Here is a 16586-nt window from a genome sequence, read left to right as displayed (position 1 = left end):
GGAGCGGGGCGTCACCCTTTCGGCCCAGCAGGCCGGGCGGGGGAGGCCCGTGACCGGGCACTCTGGAGTACGCGTTTCACCACGCGGTCCCCTCCCCAGCACGGCCGAGGAGGTCCCCTTGTGCGCTTGTCCCGCCGAACGGCCTCACTGTCCGTCGCCGTCGCTCTCGTGCTGACCCTGGGTTACGAGGCGGTGCCGCACGCGCGCGTGCCCGCCGACGACGAGCGGGAACGGGTCGCCCCCTTCGGGGCAGCGTGCCGGATCCGTGTCGACGACTCCAGGGTGACCGCGTACTGTCACAACCCCTACCCGGAGCCCGACCGCGTGAGCCTGCATGTCGAGTGCGCCCGCTGGTGGGACATCGACACCGACAGCTCCCCGATGGAGGCCGGGCCCGCACAGACCGTACGGATCGAGGGACGCTGCTGGAAGGAAGTCGGCGACGCCTGGGTCAGTCACCGGAGGGCGAGCTGATCCCGCCCAGGCGGCACAGGAACGGATAGCGGGCCGCCTCCGCCCCGCCCTGTCCGCGTCCCCCACGCGGATTGCGTCGAGCAGCCGCCCGTGGTCCATGTACGTCTCCGGCGTGAGCTCCTCGCCGACGTCCTCGCGCAGCCAGTCCCGCAGCACCTCGCCCAGGTCCGCGTACATGGCGGTCATCACGTCGTTGCGGGAGGCGGAGACCACGGCCAGGTGGAAGGTCGCGTCCGCGGTCACGAACGCCTCCGCGTCACCCGACTCCCAGGCCTCCTCACGCCGCAGCAGCAGCGCGTCGAGCTGCTTCAGGTCCTTCTCGGTCCGCCGCTCGGCGGCCAGCCGGGCGGCGGACGACTCCAGCGTGGAGCGCAGCTCGGCGATGTGCCGGGGGTCGGCGCCCGCGAACCGCCGCTGCATCACCCCCGCCAGCTCACTGGTGGCCACGACATAGGTGCCGGAGCCCTGGCGGATGTCCAGCAGGCCGTTGTGCGCGAGCGCGCGGACGGCCTCACGGACCGTGTTGCGGGCGACGCCCAGCTGCTCGACCAGTTCCGGCTCGGTCGGGATGCGGGAGCCGACCGGCCACTCGCCCGACGTGATCTGGGCCCGCAGCGCGGCGATGACCTGTTCGGACAGCGCCGAACGACGGGGATGGCTCAGAGGCATGGTTCACCTTCGCACGGCCGGGGCACCGGACGGCAGCCGAGGAGTGGACGGATTGGACAGTCAATCATCCCATGATTCTATGATGGGCCTCATGGCTAGTGAGGAAACCCGGACGATGACGCCGCCCCGACCGTTCGCAGCTCGGCCGCGCACGAGGCCGGGAAGCACGACGCCGGAAAACCGGGCGGCCCGTCCACGCGCGCGTGGACGACACGGCTGCTCGTCCTCGGCATCGTGCTGTCCGCCCTGAACCTCCGGCCCGCCATCACCAGCCTCGGCGCCCTCCTGGAGGAGGTCCGCGACGGGCTCGGCATGAGCGCCGGCGTGGCCGGACTGCTCACCTCCGTGCCGCCCCTGTGCTTCGCCGTCTTCGGCGTCATGGCCCCGCGGCTCGCCCGCCGCTTCGGAGCGGGCGCCGTGGTGTGCGCCGGCATGGCCGCCACCGGCCTGGCGATCCGGCCGTACGCCGGCGGCACGGCCGGCTTCCTGGCCGCCAGTGCCCTCGCCCTCATGGGCATCGCGGTGAGCAACGTCCTGATGCCGGCCATCGTCAAGCAGTGGTTCCCCGACCGCGTGGGTTCCATGACCGGCGTCTACTCCATGGGACTCGCCCTGGGCACGTCCCTCGCGGCCGCGGTCACGGTGCCCGTGTCGGACGTCCTGGGCGGGAGCTGGCAGTCAGGCCTGGCCCTGTGGGCGGGGCTCGCCGCGGCGGCCGTCCTGCCGTGGCTGCCGTTCGTACGGAGGCGCGCGGCGGCGTCCGGGCCGGGGCGGCGGGCCGAGGGCTACGGCCACGGGACGACGCGGGACCCGGAGACCCCGGCCTCCGGCCGGACGGAGGCCGGGCGCGAGGACGGGAAGGAAACCGGCCGCGAGGACGGGAAGGAAACCGGCCGCGAGGACCGGGCGGGAACCGGGCGTGAGGAGCGCCCCGACCACGCCCCGGCGGACCCCGCGCGCGTGGAGGCGCGGCTGCGGATCACCCGGAGCCGCACCGCCTGGGCGCTGGCCGTCTTCTTCGGGCTCCAGGCCACCGCCGCCTACATCACCATGGGCTGGATGGCGCAGATCTTCCGGGACGCCGGGGTGCCCGCCGGTACCGCCGGGCTGCTGCTGGCACTCACCATGGCGATGGGCGTGCCCCTGGCCTTCGTCATACCCCGCCTGGCGACGCGGCTGCCGCACCAGGGCCCGATCGTGCTCGCCCTGGGCGTCTGCGGCCTCGCCGGCTACGCCGGGCTGTATCTCGAGCCGGCCGGCGGCGCCTGGGCCTGGGCCGTGCTGCTCGGCGTCGCGAACTGCGCCTTCCCGCTCGCCCTCACCATGGTCGGCATGCGGGCCAGGACCGGCCCGGGCGTGGCCCAGCTGTCGGCGTTCGCGCAGAGCACCGGCTACCTCATCTCCATCCCGGGACCGCTCCTGGTGGGCGTCCTCTACCAGCACAGCGGCGGCTGGGGCCTGCCGATCACACTGATGAGCGCCCTGATGGTCCCGCAGATGGTGGTCGGCTGGCTGGCGGGCCGCGACCGCACGGTGGAGGACGAGGCGGGCCGCTGAGAGGACGAGGCGGGCCGCTGAACCGGCCTCGTCGCGTCGGCCTCACCCCGGGGCCCAGCGCGCCCGGGGTGGGTGCGACACTTGCCCCATGCCAGTGCTCGATCCGAATCCCCAGCATGGTCAGAAGAAGATGCTGCTCGTGTTCGGCGCATTCTTCGCGATCTTCATCGTCATCGGCGTCATCGCGACGCTCGCCTCGCCATGACCGGGCCTCGCCCCGTCGATGGTGGGGCTAGCCCCCTGTCCCCTAGGGGGTGAGGGTCAGGGTCAAGTGGGTGGGTCACCGGATGGGTTGCCTGCCGCGGATTCCGTAACTTCGAGGTGTGGCCGCGAGACGGGGGCCACCGGCCACTCGAAGAGCGGAGGCACCCATGTCGGCCCCTACGCAGACCCCGCCCCACCCGGCGACCCGGTCCGGCGCCGACAGCCGGCTTCCCTGGTGGGCCCTGGCCCTGCCGGCGCTTGGCTTCACCGCGCTGCTCGTCCTGATCCTGAACCCGTCCGGCGCCCACGCGGCCACCGGCGATCCCGTGGTCACCCACCTCTTCGAGCGACTGCAGCAGCTGACAGCCCGCTGAGCACGCCGAAACCGGTGGTCAACTCCCTGCGCCCCATGGCGTGTTTCATGCGAAGCTGGATCTCATGAGCGTCGCAGAACCCCGCACGATTGTCCTCTTCCGCCATGCGAAAGCCGACTGGCCACAGGTGACCGATCACGAGCGTCCGCTCGCCGACCGGGGCCGAAAAGACGCGGCGGAGGCCGGGCGCAGGCTGGCCGACACCGGCATCCCCTTCGACCTGGCCCTGTGCTCCACCGCGGTCCGGACCCGGGAGACCTGGAAGCTCGCCGTCCATGAGTTTCCGCATCGGCCGAAAACCGTCTACGAAGAGCGGATCTACGAGGCCTCGCCGGGCGAACTGATCGCCCTGCTCAACGAGACCCCCGACGATGTGCGGAACGTCCTCGTGATCGGCCACAACCCGGGTGTCCAGGGCCTCGCCGACGTCCTGGCGGGCTCGGCCGAGGACGACGCCCGCGAGCGCATGGACCGCCGCGGCTTCCCGGCCGCCGGCTTCGCCGTCCTGTCGTTCACCGGCTCGTGGAAGAGCGTGGAGCCGGGCGTGGCCGCGCTGCGGGACTACTGGGCGCCGGCCGAGTGACCGTCTCCGTGTGAAAGCGGGGCCGTGACAATGAGGCTGTGACAGGGACCCGGCACCGGTGCGGTGCCGGGCCCCTCCAGCCCGCTTCAGACCGTGTCGAGGGTGTCCGCCGCCTCGACCTCTTCGCGCGTGACGCCCAGCAGATACAGGACCGTGTCCAGGAACGGGAAGTTCACCGCGGTGTGCGCGGCCTCGCGCACCACCGGCTTGGCGTTGAAGGCGACACCCAGACCGGCCGCGTTCAGCATGTCCAGGTCGTTCGCACCGTCACCGATCGCCACGGTCTGCGACAGCGGCACGCCCGCCTCCGCCGCGAACCGGCGCAGCAGCCGGGCCTTGCCCGCACGGTCGACGATCTCGCCGGTGACCTTGCCCGTCAGCCTGCCGTCGACGATCTCCAGCGTGTTGGCCTGGGCGAAGTCCAGCCCCAGCCGCTCCTTCAGATCGTCGGTGACCTGGGTGAACCCGCCCGAGACGACACCGACTTGGTAGCCGAGCCGCTTCAGCGTACGGATCAGGGTGCGGGCGCCCGGCGTCAGCCGCACCTCGCTGCGCACCTTGTCCACCACTGAGGCGTCCAGCCCCTCCAGCAGCGCCACGCGCGCGTGCAGGGACTGCTCGAAGTCCAGCTCCCCGCGCATCGCGGCAGCCGTCACCTCGGCGACCTTGTCCTCGCAGCCGGCGTGCGCGGCGAACAGCTCGATGACCTCGTCCTGGATGAGCGTCGAGTCGACGTCCATGACGACCAGGCGCTGCGCACGCCGGTACAGACCGGCGGCGACCACCGCCACGTCGATGCCGAGCTTCGCCGCGTCGGGTGCCAGGGCGGTGCGCAGCGGCTCGGTCTCCACGCCGGACACGGCGAACTCGACCGCGGTCACGGGGTACTTGGCGAGCCGGAAGATACGGTCGATGTTGCCGCCGGTCCTGGTGATCCGCGCGGTGACCGCGGCGGTCGCCTCCGACGTGAGCGGATGCCCGAGCACGGTGACCAGGGAGCGGCCCAGTCCACGCGGCCGGTTGTCGCCGAGGCCGGAGATGATCTCCGCCTGCATCTTCATCGACTCGGCCCAGCTGTGGACGGTCGCCCGCAGATCTCCCTCGAGTCCGGGGGGCGGCTCGGTCACGAGCGCGCACAGCACCATCCGGCCGCGGGTGACGACCTGCTCGATGTCGACGACGTCGACGGAGTAGGCGGCGAGGGTGTCGAAGAGGCCGGCCGTGATGCCCGGCCTGTCCTTGCCGAAGATCTTGACAAGGAGGGTGGGGACGTCAGAGGACGAGGTCTGCGATGCGCTCATGGTGGTTCCACCGTATCCGGCGGGCAGGTCACACCGCCCGTGAGGTCCGGCTGGCGGACAGCGAACAGTGGGTATCGCGTCGATGGCGTGCATCTTACGTACCGGTACGGCGCCCCTCCGGCCTCGGGATCACCTCCCGCCCCGCGGTTTCCGCGGTGGCGGGGGAGGAGGCGGGGGCGGCGGCCCGTCGTCCGGCCGGGCCGGCGGCCCGTTCCCGCCCCGTGGCCCGGGCGGCCGACGGGGGCCTCGCGGAGGCGGCCCGACCGGCCGCGCCACGGTGGGCGCTCCGTACACGTCGCCGTTCCCGGGCTCGGTGGCCCTTGTCTCCGGCCGTCCCTCGTCCGGGGTGTCCGACCGTCCTCCGTCCGGCCACCCTCCGTCCGGCCACCCTTCGTCATGCGGGCCCCGGCGTGCGTCCCCGGGCCGCGCGTCCTCCGGTTCTCGCAGTTCGTCCGGAACCCGGAGGTACGGATTGGTGGCCGGGTTCGGCGGCCGGTACGGCGTACCCGGGGCGTAGGGCCCGGCCTCCCTCCCGTACGACGCCCGCTCGCCCTGCGGATCACCCAGGTTCCCGGACCGCCCGGTGCCCTCGCTCTGCCGGCCCGGAGCCTCGTCCTGCCGGTCCGTGCCCTCGCTCTGCGGGCCCTGGGCCTCGTGGTGCCGCCGGGCCCCGCTGGGCCAGCCGGTGCCCTCGTCGTACCGGCCCGTGCCCTCGTTGTGCCGCCCGGCCACGTCGAATTGGCCCTGGCCCTCGCCGTGCCAACCCTGGCGGCCCTGGCCGTACCGGCCCTGGCTCTCGCCGTACCGGCCTACCCCCGAGCCGCCCCCCGCCCCTGCCACCCCATCCCCCGGGCCAACGCCGCCGCCGACCGCCCCGCGGCCCCGCTCGCCCACGCCAGCGACGCCCCCACGGCCCCGGCTCCCGCGCCCCACACCGCGCCCAGCAGCAGGGCAATGCCGAGATGCCCGTGCAGTTCGATGCCCGCGCCGAACGCGTCGAAGCCGAGTACGGACAGGGAGGCGGTCACGGACACATCCGTCAGCCAGGCCAGCAACGGCAGGGCCGACGCGGTCGCGACCCCCAGCCGCAGCGCGCACCCGCCCGCGAAACCGAGGGCGCCGGGACCCCGTACCGCCGCCTCTTCCCGCACCCCCGCCACAGCGCCCACCGGCGACCGCACCGCCGTCAACACCCCCGCCAGCAGCATCATCAGAGCCGCCGCCACCCCGAGCAGCCACACGCGCCCGTCCAGCTCGGCCAGCCTCCCCAGCGTCACCTGCTGGTCGGGGCGGGCCACGAGCAGGTCGTCCAGCGGGTCAGGCAGGAAACGGGTCAGTTCGCCCGTGGCCCTGCCGTCCCACGGCACGAACAGGCCGATCGGCACGCCCAGCCACACCCCGTTCGGCGCCCCGAGCAGCGCCGCGCCGGTGACGCGCCCGGGGTGGTCGTCGCCGCTCGCCGCGTACGCCGCCGCGGCGAGGCCCGCCGCCACGGCCACCAGCAGCACGGTCACCACCGCGGAAACGGCCGGCCGTACGACCCGGTGCACGGCCTCCCACCCCCGGGGCAGCGGCGTGCGGCGCGAGGCCAGCAGGGCGACGAGGAGGATCCCGGCCGACCAGCCGAGACCACCGAACAGCGTGGGCACGGTGTCGACCGTGAAACCGATCGCCGCCCGCGCGTCGACCAGGTCCCCGATCCGGTCCGGCAGCAGCCCGCCGATGTCCCCGACGTCCCCGAGCCCGGGGATGTCCAGGCCGCCGCTTCCCTCTCCGCCCCCGCCGGTCAGGTCGTCCAGCCCCAGTGAGCCGCCGTCGATCGTGATGACGTCGTGCCCCGCCCAGGCCAGCCCGCCGAGCATCGCCACGAACAACGCGACCACCGCACCGGCGCGCGCGAGGAGTTCGGCCGGTGAGATCACAACTCCCGCCGCCCGCAAGGACCGCAGGAAGAAGTACGACAGCAGCAGCGCTCCGACCAGGCTCACCCCCAGTGGCGTGATCTCGATGGCCGTGTCCGCCTCCGCGCCCGTGAGACCGAACACCGACACATCGCCGGACGGCGTGACCGAACCACCCGCCCCAAGGGCCACCACCGCCGCGGTCATCGGCCCCAACGAGCCCGCCGCGTCCGCTTGCAGCAGACGCAGCCCCAGCGCCGCCGTGCCCGCCATCCCGATCAACGCCCAGCTCACAGCGGCGACGGCGGACATCAGCACGTCACCCCACGGCACACGCGTGCCGTCACTCGCCCTCTCGACACCTGTACCGGCACCCATGGCAGACCCCCCGATCCGCTACGCGGCGGGAACTCCGCGCATGTCCCCCTCGCGACGAAATACCACTCTCCGGCCCGGTTTCAACCCCGTCAACGGAATCGGCCGAGGCGTCCGTGCGCGGTTTTCACAAGGCCCGACTTTCGGTCAGGGGGCCGCTACTGAAATAGTTCCCCCGATGTTCGACATCCCTAGACTCCCCATGTCGGGGGTAACTCGGGGGACAACTCAGTGGGGCATGGAGTGCCGGAACTCGTACTGGAATCAAACGGACGTACCTGGACGCTCGATCCGTCCAGGGCATACACCCTCGGACGTGATCCGCAGGGGGACGTCGTCTTCGACGACGCCAGGGTCTCCTGGCGTCACGCCACGGTCAGCCACAACGGCCGCAGTTGGGTCATCGAGGACCATGGCAGCACCAACGGCACGTTCGTGCAGGGTCAGCGGATCCACCACATGGAGCTCGGCGCGGGCTCGGCGGTGAACCTGGGCAACGCCACCGACGGACCGCGTCTGAACCTCTCCGGCGCCGCGGCCTCCGTCGCCACGCCGCAGGCCCAGCCCCAGCAGCAGCCGTACGCCGCGCAGGGCGCGAACCCCGGCTGGGCCCAGCAGGCGCCCTCCCAGCAGCAGGCTCCGCAGGCCGGCTGGCAGCAGCCGCAGCAGCCCGGCGGGCACATCCCGCAGCAGCAGGCCCCCGGCGGTGCCGCGGGGGCGCCGCCGGCCCACGGCGACCGCAGCCCCACCACGTTCCACCAGTTCTCCCTCGGCCGCGTGATGCGCATCGGCCGTGCCCTGGAGAACGAGCTGGTCGTCTCCGACCTGCAGGTCTCCCGGCACCACGCCGAGTTCCACGCCACGCCCGACGGCCGCATGGAGATCCGCGACCTCGGCTCGCACAACGGCACGTACGTCAACGGTCTGCCGATCCCCAAGGGTGGCGGGCAGTTGCTCGGGCCGGCCGATGTCGTCGGCGTCGGCCACTCGACGTTCCGGCTCGTCGGCGACCGGCTCGAGGAGTTCGTCGACACCGGTGAGGTGTCCTTCTCCGCCCGCCATCTGACCGTAACGGTCGACGGCGGCAAGCAGATCCTCAAGGACGTCTCCTTCGGCGTCCCCGAGAAGTCGCTCATCGCGGTCATCGGCCCGTCCGGTTCCGGCAAGTCGACCCTGCTCAAGGCACTCACCGGCTACCGCCCGGCCGACCAGGGCGAGGTCCTCTACGACAACCGGAACCTCTACAAGCAGTTCGCCGAGCTGCGCCAGCGCATCGGTCTGGTCCCGCAGGACGACATCCTGCACAAGGAACTGACCGTCAAGAAGGCCCTCAAGTACGCGGCCAAGCTGCGCTTCCCCGCGGACACCACGGGCCAGGAGCGCGACGCCCGCATCGACGAGGTGCTGCGCGAGCTCAAGCTGGACATCCACAAGGAGAAGAAGGTCACCTCCCTCTCCGGTGGCCAGCGCAAGCGCGTCTCCGTGGCCCTGGAGCTGCTCACCAAGCCCTCGCTGATCTTCCTGGACGAGCCGACCTCCGGCCTCGACCCGGGCATGGACCGCGACGTCATGCAGCTGCTGCGCGGCCTCGCCGACGACGGCCGCACCGTCCTCGTCGTCACCCACTCCGTGGCCGAGCTGGCGATCTGCGACAAGCTCCTGGTGATGGCCCCGGGCGGCGCGGTCGCCTACTTCGGCCCGCCGGAGGAGGCGCTGAACTTCTTCGGCTACGACACCTGGGCCGATGTCTTCTCCGCCTTCGAGAACTACCGCGACTACGACTGGGCGGGCCGATGGAAGGGCTCGCAGCACTACCAGATGTACGCCGCGGACATCGACGCCGTCGCGCCGCAGTCCGTACAGGTTCCGCCCATGCAGGCGATGAAGCCGCCGAAGCCACAGGGCTGGATGTCCCAGTTCGTCACGTTGGTGCGGCGCTACGTCTCGGTGATCGCGTCCGACAAGGGCTTCCTCGCCCTGATGGTGATCCTGCCGGCCGTGCTCGGCGCGGTCAGCCTCCTCATCGACGCGGACCGGGGCCTGCTGCCGAACCCGGTCAACCCGCAGACGGGCCGGATCATCCCGAACGGCACCGCCACCACGGTCCTGCTGATCCTCGCGGTCGGCGCCTGCTTCGCGGGCGCGGCGAACTCCGTCCGTGAGCTGATCAAGGAACGGGTCATCTACGAGCGGGAGCGCGCGACCGGTCTGTCACGCTCCGCGTATCTGATGTCCAAGGTGTTCGTGCTCGGCATGATCACCGTGCTGCAGGGCCTGCTGGTCGGTGTCATCGGCTTCTCCAGCCGGGAGATCCCCGAGGAGGGTCTGGTCTTCGGCAGCGCCACGCTCGTCGAGCTGTCGGTGCCGATCATGGCCCTGGGCTTCACGTCGATGATGTTCGGCCTGATCATCTCCTCGCTGGTGAAGACCGCCGAGAAGACCATGCCGCTGCTGGTGATGTTCGCCATCATCCAGGTCGTCTTCACGGGCTGCCTCTTCACGCTGCACGGCTCGATCGGCGTCAACCAGTTCTCGTTCCTGATGCCGTCGCGCTGGGCGGTCGCAGCGTCCGGCGCCACGCTGGACTTCAACAAGATCGCCCCGCCGGAGACCGCCGGCGACAACGACCCGCTGTGGGAGCACACGGTCGGCGCCTGGGCCATGGACATGGGCGCGCTCCTCGCGCTCGGCGTGCTCTGCGGCTTCTTCGTGGCCCGCTTCCTGCGCCGCCACGAGCCCGAGGTCATGCGCAAGTAGTCTCCGCCGCACGACGCCCCGAAGGGCGGCACCCTGTCAGGTGGGTGCCGCCCTTCGGCGTTTTCTCGTTCAGCGAGCAGAGGTCCGCGCCACCTCAGTACGCGCTGTCGACGTTGTCCATCGAGCCGTACTTGTCGGCCGCGTAGTTGCAGGCGGCGGTGATGTTGGCTACCGGGTCGTAGATGTCCCAGGAGGTGCCGGCGACGTGCCAGGTCTTGAAGGTCGGCGGGATGACCTGCAGCAGACCCTTCGACGGGATGCCGTTGATCGCGTTGATGTCCCAGTTGTTGATGGCCTTCGGGTCACCGGACGACTCGCGGATGATGTTGCGGTGGATGCCGTCGTAGGACGCCGGGATGTCGTGCTTCTTCAGGATGTCGAGCGACTCGCGGATCCAGCCGTCGAGGTTGTTCGGGTAGGTCTTCTTGGCGGCCTTCTTGGCCTCGGCGCGCTTGGCGTCGCGGCTCGCGGCCTCCTTGGCCTCGCGTGCGGCCTCGGCCTTCTTCTTCGCCGCCTCGGCGGCGGCCTTCTTCTTGGCGGCAGCCGCGGCGTCGGCCTTCTTCTTCGCCTCGATCTGCTCGGCCTTCAGGCTGGCACCGGCCATCTGGTCGGTGACGCTCGCCCTCACGTCCTTGATCTGCTGGTTGCTGAACGCCACCGGAGCCGACTGAGCGGCTTCCGTCGTGGTCTTCGTCGAAGCGCCGCTCGGCACCGCGGAGAACCCGATGGCGGCGGCGCCGAGGGTGGCGACACCTGCCATGGCGATCTTGTGGTGACGGGTGATGTTACGACTGGGGCCACGGCTGAAGATGTTCTTGGGCATGGTGGTTGGACCTCTTCGAATAGCGCGGGAGTCGCTCGGCGTCCGGCGTTGGACTCGGTGTGTTTCCGACACAAACGCCGCGGAGGTGAACCCACGGCGCTGAGCGACGGCAGCCATTCTTAGCGGCCGCAAAATGGCGTGGCAAAGGTGTGACGTACGAAGGAAGATAGTGGATCAGGGAAGGGCAAATCGGGGCAGACTGGACCGTCTGTGCCGCTCAATAGGTGCGGCTTTGTCTCCTACGTCCTTTCGTACGTGACGTGGGTCCTATGCGAGGGCTCACACCAGGCGAAGATCTGCTGCACTGTCAGTTGCTTGAGCAATGCGCTGTGTGAGGGGTCTTCCCCGGCAGGACGAGGTGCACGTCCCCGAACTCGTGCCACAGGTAGCGGCCTTGCAGCGCCGCCTCGTATCCCCGCTCGATGGCCGCCCGCCCCGCGATCGCCTCCAGCATCAGCAGATGCGAGGCCTCCGGCTCGTGCAGCCCGGTCAGCAGCCCGTCCACCACCCGCACCCCACGCTCCGGGGTCACCACCAGACCGGTCCACCCCGCCCGCGGCCGTACGACCCCGTCGGCACCCGCCGCCGACTCCACGGCCCGCACCGCCGTCGTCCCGACCGCGAGAACCCGGCCCGCACCGGCCCTGGCGGCGTTGATCAGCCGCGCCGACGCCGCAGGCACCGCGAAGCGCTCCGGATACGGCGGCTCGTGCGCCTCCGCCGACGCCACCCCCGTGTGCAGCGTGACCGGCGCGAACCGCACCCCCCGGCCCACCAGCTCCGCAACCAGCCGCGCCGTGAAGGGCCGCGCCGCACTCGGCATCTCCGCACTGCCCGCCCCGTCCGCCGACGGCAGCGCGAACACCGTCTGGTAGACGGACAGCGGCTGGTCACGCTCCGTGTAGGAGTAGCGAATGGGCCGCCCGTACGCCCGCAGCAGCCCCGCGACCCCGGGCCCGGACACCCGCGCCCACCACAGCCGCCCGCTCCGCCCGCTCAGCGGCTCCTCCAGCACCAGCCGGGCCCCTCCCGGCAGGCACACCTCCGAACCCGCCGGCCCACCCGCACGTGCGCGCGTGGTGCCCCGCCCGTCGGGCTCCCGCAGCTCCACCGCCCAGCGACCGTCGTCCCCGGAGGTGGAGAAGTGCACCACCACGCGTGCGTGCCCGACCCACCCGTCGACGGCAGCCGCCAGCGTGGCCGAGGTGTTGACCACGAGCAGATCCCCGGCCCGCAACAGCCGCGGCAGCTCCGTGAACGTGTGATGCGCCACCCCCGCACCCCGCGACACCAGCATCCGTACGGCGTCCCGGTCCAGCCCGGGCCCCCGCTGCTCGACCGGCACCCGGGCCGACAGCTCCTCCGGTACCCGCACGGCCGATGTCATCGGGCCCCGTCCAGCAGGGCCGGAGCCCCGTACCGCCCGCTCGCCGGACGCTCGTCCAGCAGCCGCAGGAACCCCGGCACCACAGCCGCCGGCTCCGGCCGCGGACCATGATCGTCCGGTACGGCCGCCGCGTACAGGTCCGTGGCCATGTCCCCGGGATCCACCGCCCAGACCCGCAGCCCCGGCTCCTCCACTGCGAGCACCGCCATGAGATGGTCCAGAGCCGCCTTGGACGCCCCGTAGCCGCCCCAACTCTCGTACGCCTCGGCCGCAGCGTCCGAGCTGACGGCGACGACCGTGCCCGCCCCCGAGGCCCGCAGCAGCGGCAGCGCCTCCCGGACCAGGCCGAGCCCCGCCACCAGGTTCACCTCCAGCGCCCGGCGCAGCCCCTCCAGGGGCAGCGCCTCCAGCCGCACCAGCGGCTCGGCGCCCAGCGCGCTCGCGTTGTGCACCAGCAGGTCGACGCCGCCCAGCCGCCCCGCCGCCGACACCAGCTCCGCCCGGTGCCCGGCGTCGGTGACGTCCCCTGGCAGGGCGGTCACACGCGTGCCGTCCGCGGAGACGGCCCGAGCCGCCTCGGTCAGCGCCTCGGCACCCCTGGCATCGAGCACCAGGTCCCAGCCCCGCCCGGCCAGCGCCTCGGCGAGCGCACGGCCCAGGCCCTTCGAGGCCCCTGTGATGATCGCAACCGGCATGATCGGCTCCCTTGTCGTGATCGCGTGCCCTCAACGTAGGAACGGAGCCGCCCGGACCACCTCGGACGGGGGCCGCAATCCACCGGGTCCCTTCGCCCTACGCCACCGGCCCGGCGCCCCGGTCCTACGCCGCGCAGCCCACCCGGCTCGGCCCCGCGACCTAGGCCCACCGGACCGGGCACCCGCCGCCACCGGTCCGATCCGCGCTGTCACAGCCCGCCGGTACCGTGAGGACATGAGTCACGGTCCCCGGTCCGGCCTCGCCGCGGTGAGCTCGGCGTTGCTGGCCATGAGCAGGCATCTCGAGGTCCGCGACGTCCTCAAGACGATCGTCGCCTCGGCCCGCGAGCTGCTCGACGCGCAGTACGCCGCGCTCGGCGTGCCGGACGATCACGGCGGCTTCGCCCAGTTCGTGGTCGACGGCGTCAGCGAGGAGCAGTGGAAGGCCATCGGCCCCCTCCCGCGCCAGCACGGCATCCTCGCCGCGATGCTGCACGAGGCCAGGTCCGAGCGCCTCGCCGACGTCCGCAAGGACCCCCGCTTCGAGGGCTGGCCGAAGGCCCACCCCGACCTGGTCGACTTCCTGGGCCTGCCGATCCGCGACGGCGACGAGGTCATCGGCGCACTGTTCCTCGCGAACAAGAACTGCGAGAAGCCCGAAGGCGGCTGTGGCTTCACGGCGGACGACGAGGAACTCCTCGGCATCCTCGCCCAGCACGCCGCGATCGCCCTCACCAACGCCCGCCTCTACGAACGCAGCCGCGAACTGACCATCGCCGAGGAGCGCTCCCGCCTCGCCCATGAACTGCACGACGCGGTCAGCCAGAAGCTCTTCTCCCTCCGCCTGACGGCCCAGGCCGCGGCCCGCCTGGTGGACCGGGACCCCTCCCGCGCCAAGGGCGAACTCCATCAGGTGGCGGTCCTGGCCGCCGAGGCCGCCGACGAACTGCGGGCAGCGGTCGTCGAGCTGCGCCCCGCAGCCCTCGACGAGGACGGCCTCGTGGCCACCCTGCGCACGCAGGTCCAGGTCCTCGACCGCGCACACACCGCCGGGGTGACCTTCGCCGGCCATGGCGTGAAGGCCCTGCCCGCTTCCCAGGAGGAAGCCCTCCTGCGCGTCGCCCAGGAGGCCTTGCACAACGCCCTGCGCCACTCCGGCGCCGACCATGTCGACGTGACCCTGGACCGCCGCGGCGGCGGAGCCGTCCTGCGGGTCACGGACGACGGCTGCGGCTTCGACCCGCAAGCGGTGCGGCGCGCGGGGCGCCATCTGGGCCTGGTCTCCATGCGGGACCGGGCGAGCGGGGCCGGCGGCACGCTGACCGTGGAATCGGCGCCCGGCAAGGGCACCACGATCGAGATGGAGGTCCCCGGTGGCTGACGCGATCAAGGTACTGCTCGTCGACGACCACCAGGTCGTCCGCCGGGGCCTGCGCACCTTCCTCGAGGTGCAGGACGACATCGAGGTCGTCGGCGAGGCCGCGGACGGCGCCGAAGGAGTCGACCGAGCCGAGGAGTTGAAACCCGACGTCATCCTCATGGACGTCAAGATGCCGGGCATGGACGGTGTCGACGCACTGCGCAGACTCCGCGAACTCGACAACCCCGCGCGCGTGCTGGTCGTCACCAGCTTCACCGAGCAGCGCACGGTGGTGCCGGCCCTGCGAGCGGGCGCCGCCGGATTCGTCTACAAGGACGTCGACCCCGACGCCCTCGCCGGAGCCATCCGCTCCGTCCACGCCGGGCACATCCTCCTCCAGCCGGAGGTGGCAGGCGCCCTGCTGTCCCAGGAGGAGGCCAACTCTGGGCCGGGAAGGGCCGGCTCTCTCACCGACCGGGAGCGCGAGGTGCTCGGCCTGATAGCGGACGGCCGCTCCAACCGGGAGATCGCCCGCGCGCTCGTCCTCTCCGAGAAGACCGTCAAGACCCATGTCTCGAACATCCTGATGAAGCTCGACCTGTCCGACCGAACCCAGGCCGCTCTGTGGGCCGTTCGCCATGGCGTGACCGGCTGACACGCTCACCCCACGGCAACGTGGAAGGTTCCACTCCGGACCGAGATTCATACTGTCGTGGGAATGTCCCCCGTACGGCGCATCCTCGGTGGAGCTCAGCCGTTCTCCAGTGCGTGCCGCGGCGCCTGCCGCGGCGATCGCAAGGAGGGCTCAGAAGTGAAGAACCTGAAGAAGGCCGCTGCCGTGACGATGGTGACCGGTGGGCTGCTGGCCGCCGGTGCGGGCATGGCCTCCGCCACGAGCGGCTCGCACGCCGACGGCAGCGCCATCGGCTCGCCGGGTGTCGCCTCGGGCAACGTGGTCCAGGCCCCGGTGCACGTCCCGGTCAACGTCTCCGGCAACAGCGTGAACGTCATCGGCGTCCTGAACCCGGCGTTCGGCAACCTCGCCGTCAACAAGTGACTTCACCTTCACCTTCACCTTCGCCTCCGAGCCGAAGGTGACCCCGGCCTCCCGGCCCGCCCGGGAGGCCGTTCGGCATAGCTGCGGGCATGCGGCCGCCCCCGCTGCGGGCATGCGTGCCGCTAGGGGCGGCACGGGTGGGCGCAGCGGCACCCCGCTCCGCCGGGCTGCGCACCCACCTGCCCCAGCACCGACGCCGAGCACCCGGCGACCGTCACCGCACCCCCCGCTCCCGCTCCTCCACAACGGAGTTGTACGCCGCGACCTGCGCCCGCCGAGCCGTCCGCTCCACCGGCCGCAACGCCTCCCGCCGCGCCCCCATCTCGGACGCACTCACCGCACCCCCGTGCCCACTCTCCGTCGCCACCACGATCAACGTCCCCACCCGCTGCGCCAACTCCAGCACCCGCACCGCCCGTGGTGGATACCCAGGTGCCAGCACCTCCCGCCCCCGCTCGGCCCGCGCCCGATACGCATCGATCGCCGCCTCGGCCACCGGCCCCGACCCGGCCACATCCAGCCGCGTCAGCAGCTCCGTCGCCTCCCGCAGGGCCTCCGCCAGCTCCCGCTCGGCCTCACCCAGCGACGGCACATCCGCGGGCGGCGCCTCCCGCACGGGCAGTACGTGCCACACGACCTCGACATGCACATCACCCTCGGGCCCTGCCTCGTACACCTCCGGCACCAGCCCGAACGCGGCGCCGTAACAGACCACCGCCTGCTCGGCATCCAGCGCCCGCGCGTTGAACTCCGGCGGCCCGCTCAGCCCCAGCGGATGCCCGGGCGCGGGCAGCGCGAGCCGCAGCCCGGTCACCCCGAGTGTCCGCAGCCGCCCCAGCGCGAGCGTGAGCCCGACGGGCGCCGAATCCCCGGGCAGCCCCTCCACCCGGTGCACCGCGTCCTCGCCGACGATGGCGAGTACGGCGTCATCAGGTGAGACAAGTCCGGCCAAAAGGGCATTTCCCCAAGCCGCGAGACGTCCAGCACGTGGTTCCGAGAGCATGCCCCCACCCTAAGAGAGCCCAAGACCCGGACCGAGGGAATGCCCGGACCGACCGGTGGCGTAGAT

General features: G+C 72.0%; 14 protein-coding genes and 2 pseudogenes. 9 read left to right on the top strand and 7 right to left on the bottom strand.

The window, feature by feature from the left end:
• Positions 1 to 120 precede the first annotated feature (120 nt).
• Positions 121 to 474, top strand: a complete 354-nt coding sequence (locus ACQEV8_RS09830) for a hypothetical protein (RefSeq protein ID WP_432959065.1) — start codon at positions 121 to 123, stop codon at positions 472 to 474.
• On the opposite strand, the pseudogene ACQEV8_RS09825 reads toward ACQEV8_RS09830, so the two are convergent.
• Positions 452 to 1143, bottom strand: a pseudogene (locus tag ACQEV8_RS09825) (FadR/GntR family transcriptional regulator). The gene ACQEV8_RS09830 and the pseudogene ACQEV8_RS09825 overlap by 23 nt on opposite strands.
• A 234-nt stretch (positions 1144 to 1377) precedes the next feature.
• On the opposite strand from ACQEV8_RS09825, the gene ACQEV8_RS09820 reads away from it, so the two are divergent.
• From ACQEV8_RS09820 to ACQEV8_RS09805, 4 genes are all read left to right on the top strand, one after another.
• Complete coding sequence (locus tag ACQEV8_RS09820) at positions 1378 to 2700, top strand: MFS transporter (RefSeq protein ID WP_432959063.1); 1323 nt, start codon at positions 1378 to 1380, stop codon at positions 2698 to 2700.
• A gap of 88 nt (positions 2701 to 2788) precedes the next feature.
• Positions 2789 to 2905, top strand: coding sequence for an SGM_5486 family transporter-associated protein (locus tag ACQEV8_RS09815; protein ID WP_351346634.1), 117 nt, complete (start codon positions 2789 to 2791; stop codon positions 2903 to 2905).
• 166 nt (positions 2906 to 3071) lie between these two features.
• Complete coding sequence (locus tag ACQEV8_RS09810) at positions 3072 to 3278, top strand: hypothetical protein (protein WP_432959062.1); 207 nt, start codon at positions 3072 to 3074, stop codon at positions 3276 to 3278.
• A 64-nt stretch (positions 3279 to 3342) separates the two neighbouring features.
• Complete coding sequence (locus ACQEV8_RS09805) at positions 3343 to 3861, top strand: SixA phosphatase family protein (protein WP_432959060.1); 519 nt, start codon at positions 3343 to 3345, stop codon at positions 3859 to 3861.
• An 86-nt stretch (positions 3862 to 3947) separates the two neighbouring features.
• Here the strand turns inward: ACQEV8_RS09805 and serB are convergent, their stop codons facing one another.
• Both serB and ACQEV8_RS09795 read right to left on the bottom strand, forming a co-directional pair.
• Positions 3948 to 5162 (bottom strand): phosphoserine phosphatase SerB, encoded by a 1215-nt coding sequence (serB, locus tag ACQEV8_RS09800; protein ID WP_432959058.1) that lies wholly within the window; start codon positions 5160 to 5162, stop codon positions 3948 to 3950.
• A gap of 129 nt (positions 5163 to 5291) precedes the next feature.
• Positions 5292 to 7441, bottom strand: a pseudogene (locus tag ACQEV8_RS09795) (streptophobe family protein).
• A gap of 240 nt (positions 7442 to 7681) precedes the next feature.
• Between ACQEV8_RS09795 and ACQEV8_RS09790 the strand changes: the two are divergent.
• Positions 7682 to 10195: an FHA domain-containing protein gene (locus tag ACQEV8_RS09790; RefSeq protein WP_432959056.1), complete on the top strand. Its 2514-nt coding sequence runs from the start codon at positions 7682 to 7684 to the stop codon at positions 10193 to 10195.
• A 94-nt stretch (positions 10196 to 10289) separates the two neighbouring features.
• On the opposite strand, the gene ACQEV8_RS09785 is transcribed toward ACQEV8_RS09790, so the two are convergent.
• From ACQEV8_RS09785 to ACQEV8_RS09775, 3 genes are all read right to left on the bottom strand, one after another.
• Entirely contained in the window at positions 10290 to 11018 is a 729-nt protein-coding gene (locus ACQEV8_RS09785; protein ID WP_432959054.1) for a transglycosylase SLT domain-containing protein, read from the bottom strand.
• A 307-nt stretch (positions 11019 to 11325) separates the two neighbouring features.
• The gene (locus tag ACQEV8_RS09780; RefSeq protein WP_432959052.1) at positions 11326 to 12405 is read right to left on the bottom strand and encodes an S-adenosylmethionine:tRNA ribosyltransferase-isomerase; all 1080 of its coding nucleotides are present in this window, start codon (positions 12403 to 12405) and stop codon (positions 11326 to 11328) included.
• Positions 12402 to 13100 (bottom strand): SDR family NAD(P)-dependent oxidoreductase, encoded by a 699-nt coding sequence (locus ACQEV8_RS09775; protein WP_432959050.1) that lies wholly within the window; start codon positions 13098 to 13100, stop codon positions 12402 to 12404. Before ACQEV8_RS09775 ends, ACQEV8_RS09780 begins: the two co-directional genes overlap by 4 nt.
• 235 nt (positions 13101 to 13335) lie before the next feature.
• Here ACQEV8_RS09775 and ACQEV8_RS09770 point away from each other — a divergent pair, with 235 nt between their 5' ends.
• The 3 genes from ACQEV8_RS09770 (at position 13336) to ACQEV8_RS09760 (ending at position 15517) form a co-directional block, all read left to right on the top strand.
• Entirely contained in the window at positions 13336 to 14481 is a 1146-nt protein-coding gene (locus tag ACQEV8_RS09770) for a GAF domain-containing sensor histidine kinase (RefSeq protein WP_432959049.1), read from the top strand.
• The gene (locus ACQEV8_RS09765; protein ID WP_432959047.1) at positions 14474 to 15115 is read left to right on the top strand and encodes a response regulator; all 642 of its coding nucleotides are present in this window, start codon (positions 14474 to 14476) and stop codon (positions 15113 to 15115) included. The genes ACQEV8_RS09770 and ACQEV8_RS09765 overlap by 8 nt, the downstream gene beginning before the upstream one ends.
• A 156-nt stretch (positions 15116 to 15271) precedes the next feature.
• A complete protein-coding gene (locus ACQEV8_RS09760) occupies positions 15272 to 15517 on the top strand; it encodes a chaplin (RefSeq protein ID WP_432959045.1) in 246 nt (81 codons plus the stop codon).
• A gap of 214 nt (positions 15518 to 15731) precedes the next feature.
• Here the strand turns inward: ACQEV8_RS09760 and ACQEV8_RS09755 are convergent, their stop codons facing one another.
• Positions 15732 to 16520, bottom strand: a complete 789-nt coding sequence (locus ACQEV8_RS09755; RefSeq protein ID WP_432959043.1) for a hypothetical protein — start codon at positions 16518 to 16520, stop codon at positions 15732 to 15734.
• Between the last annotated feature and the right edge of the window lie 66 nt (positions 16521 to 16586).

The organism is Streptomyces sp. CA-179760 (genome assembly GCF_050937045.1).
In the GTDB taxonomy this organism is placed as follows: Bacteria; Actinomycetota; Actinomycetes; order Streptomycetales; family Streptomycetaceae; genus Streptomyces.
This window is presented reverse-complemented; position numbering and strand designations above follow the sequence as displayed.

What these genes read in the sequence shown, in the direction of transcription:
- ACQEV8_RS09815 (WP_351346634.1), top strand. Translation starts at nt 2,789, where the DNA reads ATGCCAGTGCTCGATCCGAATCCCCAGCATGGTCAGAAGAAGATGCTG.
- ACQEV8_RS09810 (WP_432959062.1), top strand. Translation starts at nt 3,072, where the DNA reads ATGTCGGCCCCTACGCAGACCCCGCCCCACCCGGCGACCCGGTCCGGC.
- ACQEV8_RS09805 (WP_432959060.1), top strand. Translation starts at nt 3,343, where the DNA reads ATGAGCGTCGCAGAACCCCGCACGATTGTCCTCTTCCGCCATGCGAAA.
- serB (WP_432959058.1), bottom strand. Translation starts at nt 5,162, where the DNA reads ATGAGCGCATCGCAGACCTCGTCCTCTGACGTCCCCACCCTCCTTGTC.
- ACQEV8_RS09785 (WP_432959054.1), bottom strand. Translation starts at nt 11,018, where the DNA reads ATGCCCAAGAACATCTTCAGCCGTGGCCCCAGTCGTAACATCACCCGT.
- ACQEV8_RS09780 (WP_432959052.1), bottom strand. Translation starts at nt 12,405, where the DNA reads ATGACATCGGCCGTGCGGGTACCGGAGGAGCTGTCGGCCCGGGTGCCG.
- ACQEV8_RS09775 (WP_432959050.1), bottom strand. Translation starts at nt 13,100, where the DNA reads ATGCCGGTTGCGATCATCACAGGGGCCTCGAAGGGCCTGGGCCGTGCG.
- ACQEV8_RS09770 (WP_432959049.1), top strand. Translation starts at nt 13,336, where the DNA reads ATGAGTCACGGTCCCCGGTCCGGCCTCGCCGCGGTGAGCTCGGCGTTG.
- ACQEV8_RS09755 (WP_432959043.1), bottom strand. Translation starts at nt 16,520, where the DNA reads ATGCTCTCGGAACCACGTGCTGGACGTCTCGCGGCTTGGGGAAATGCC.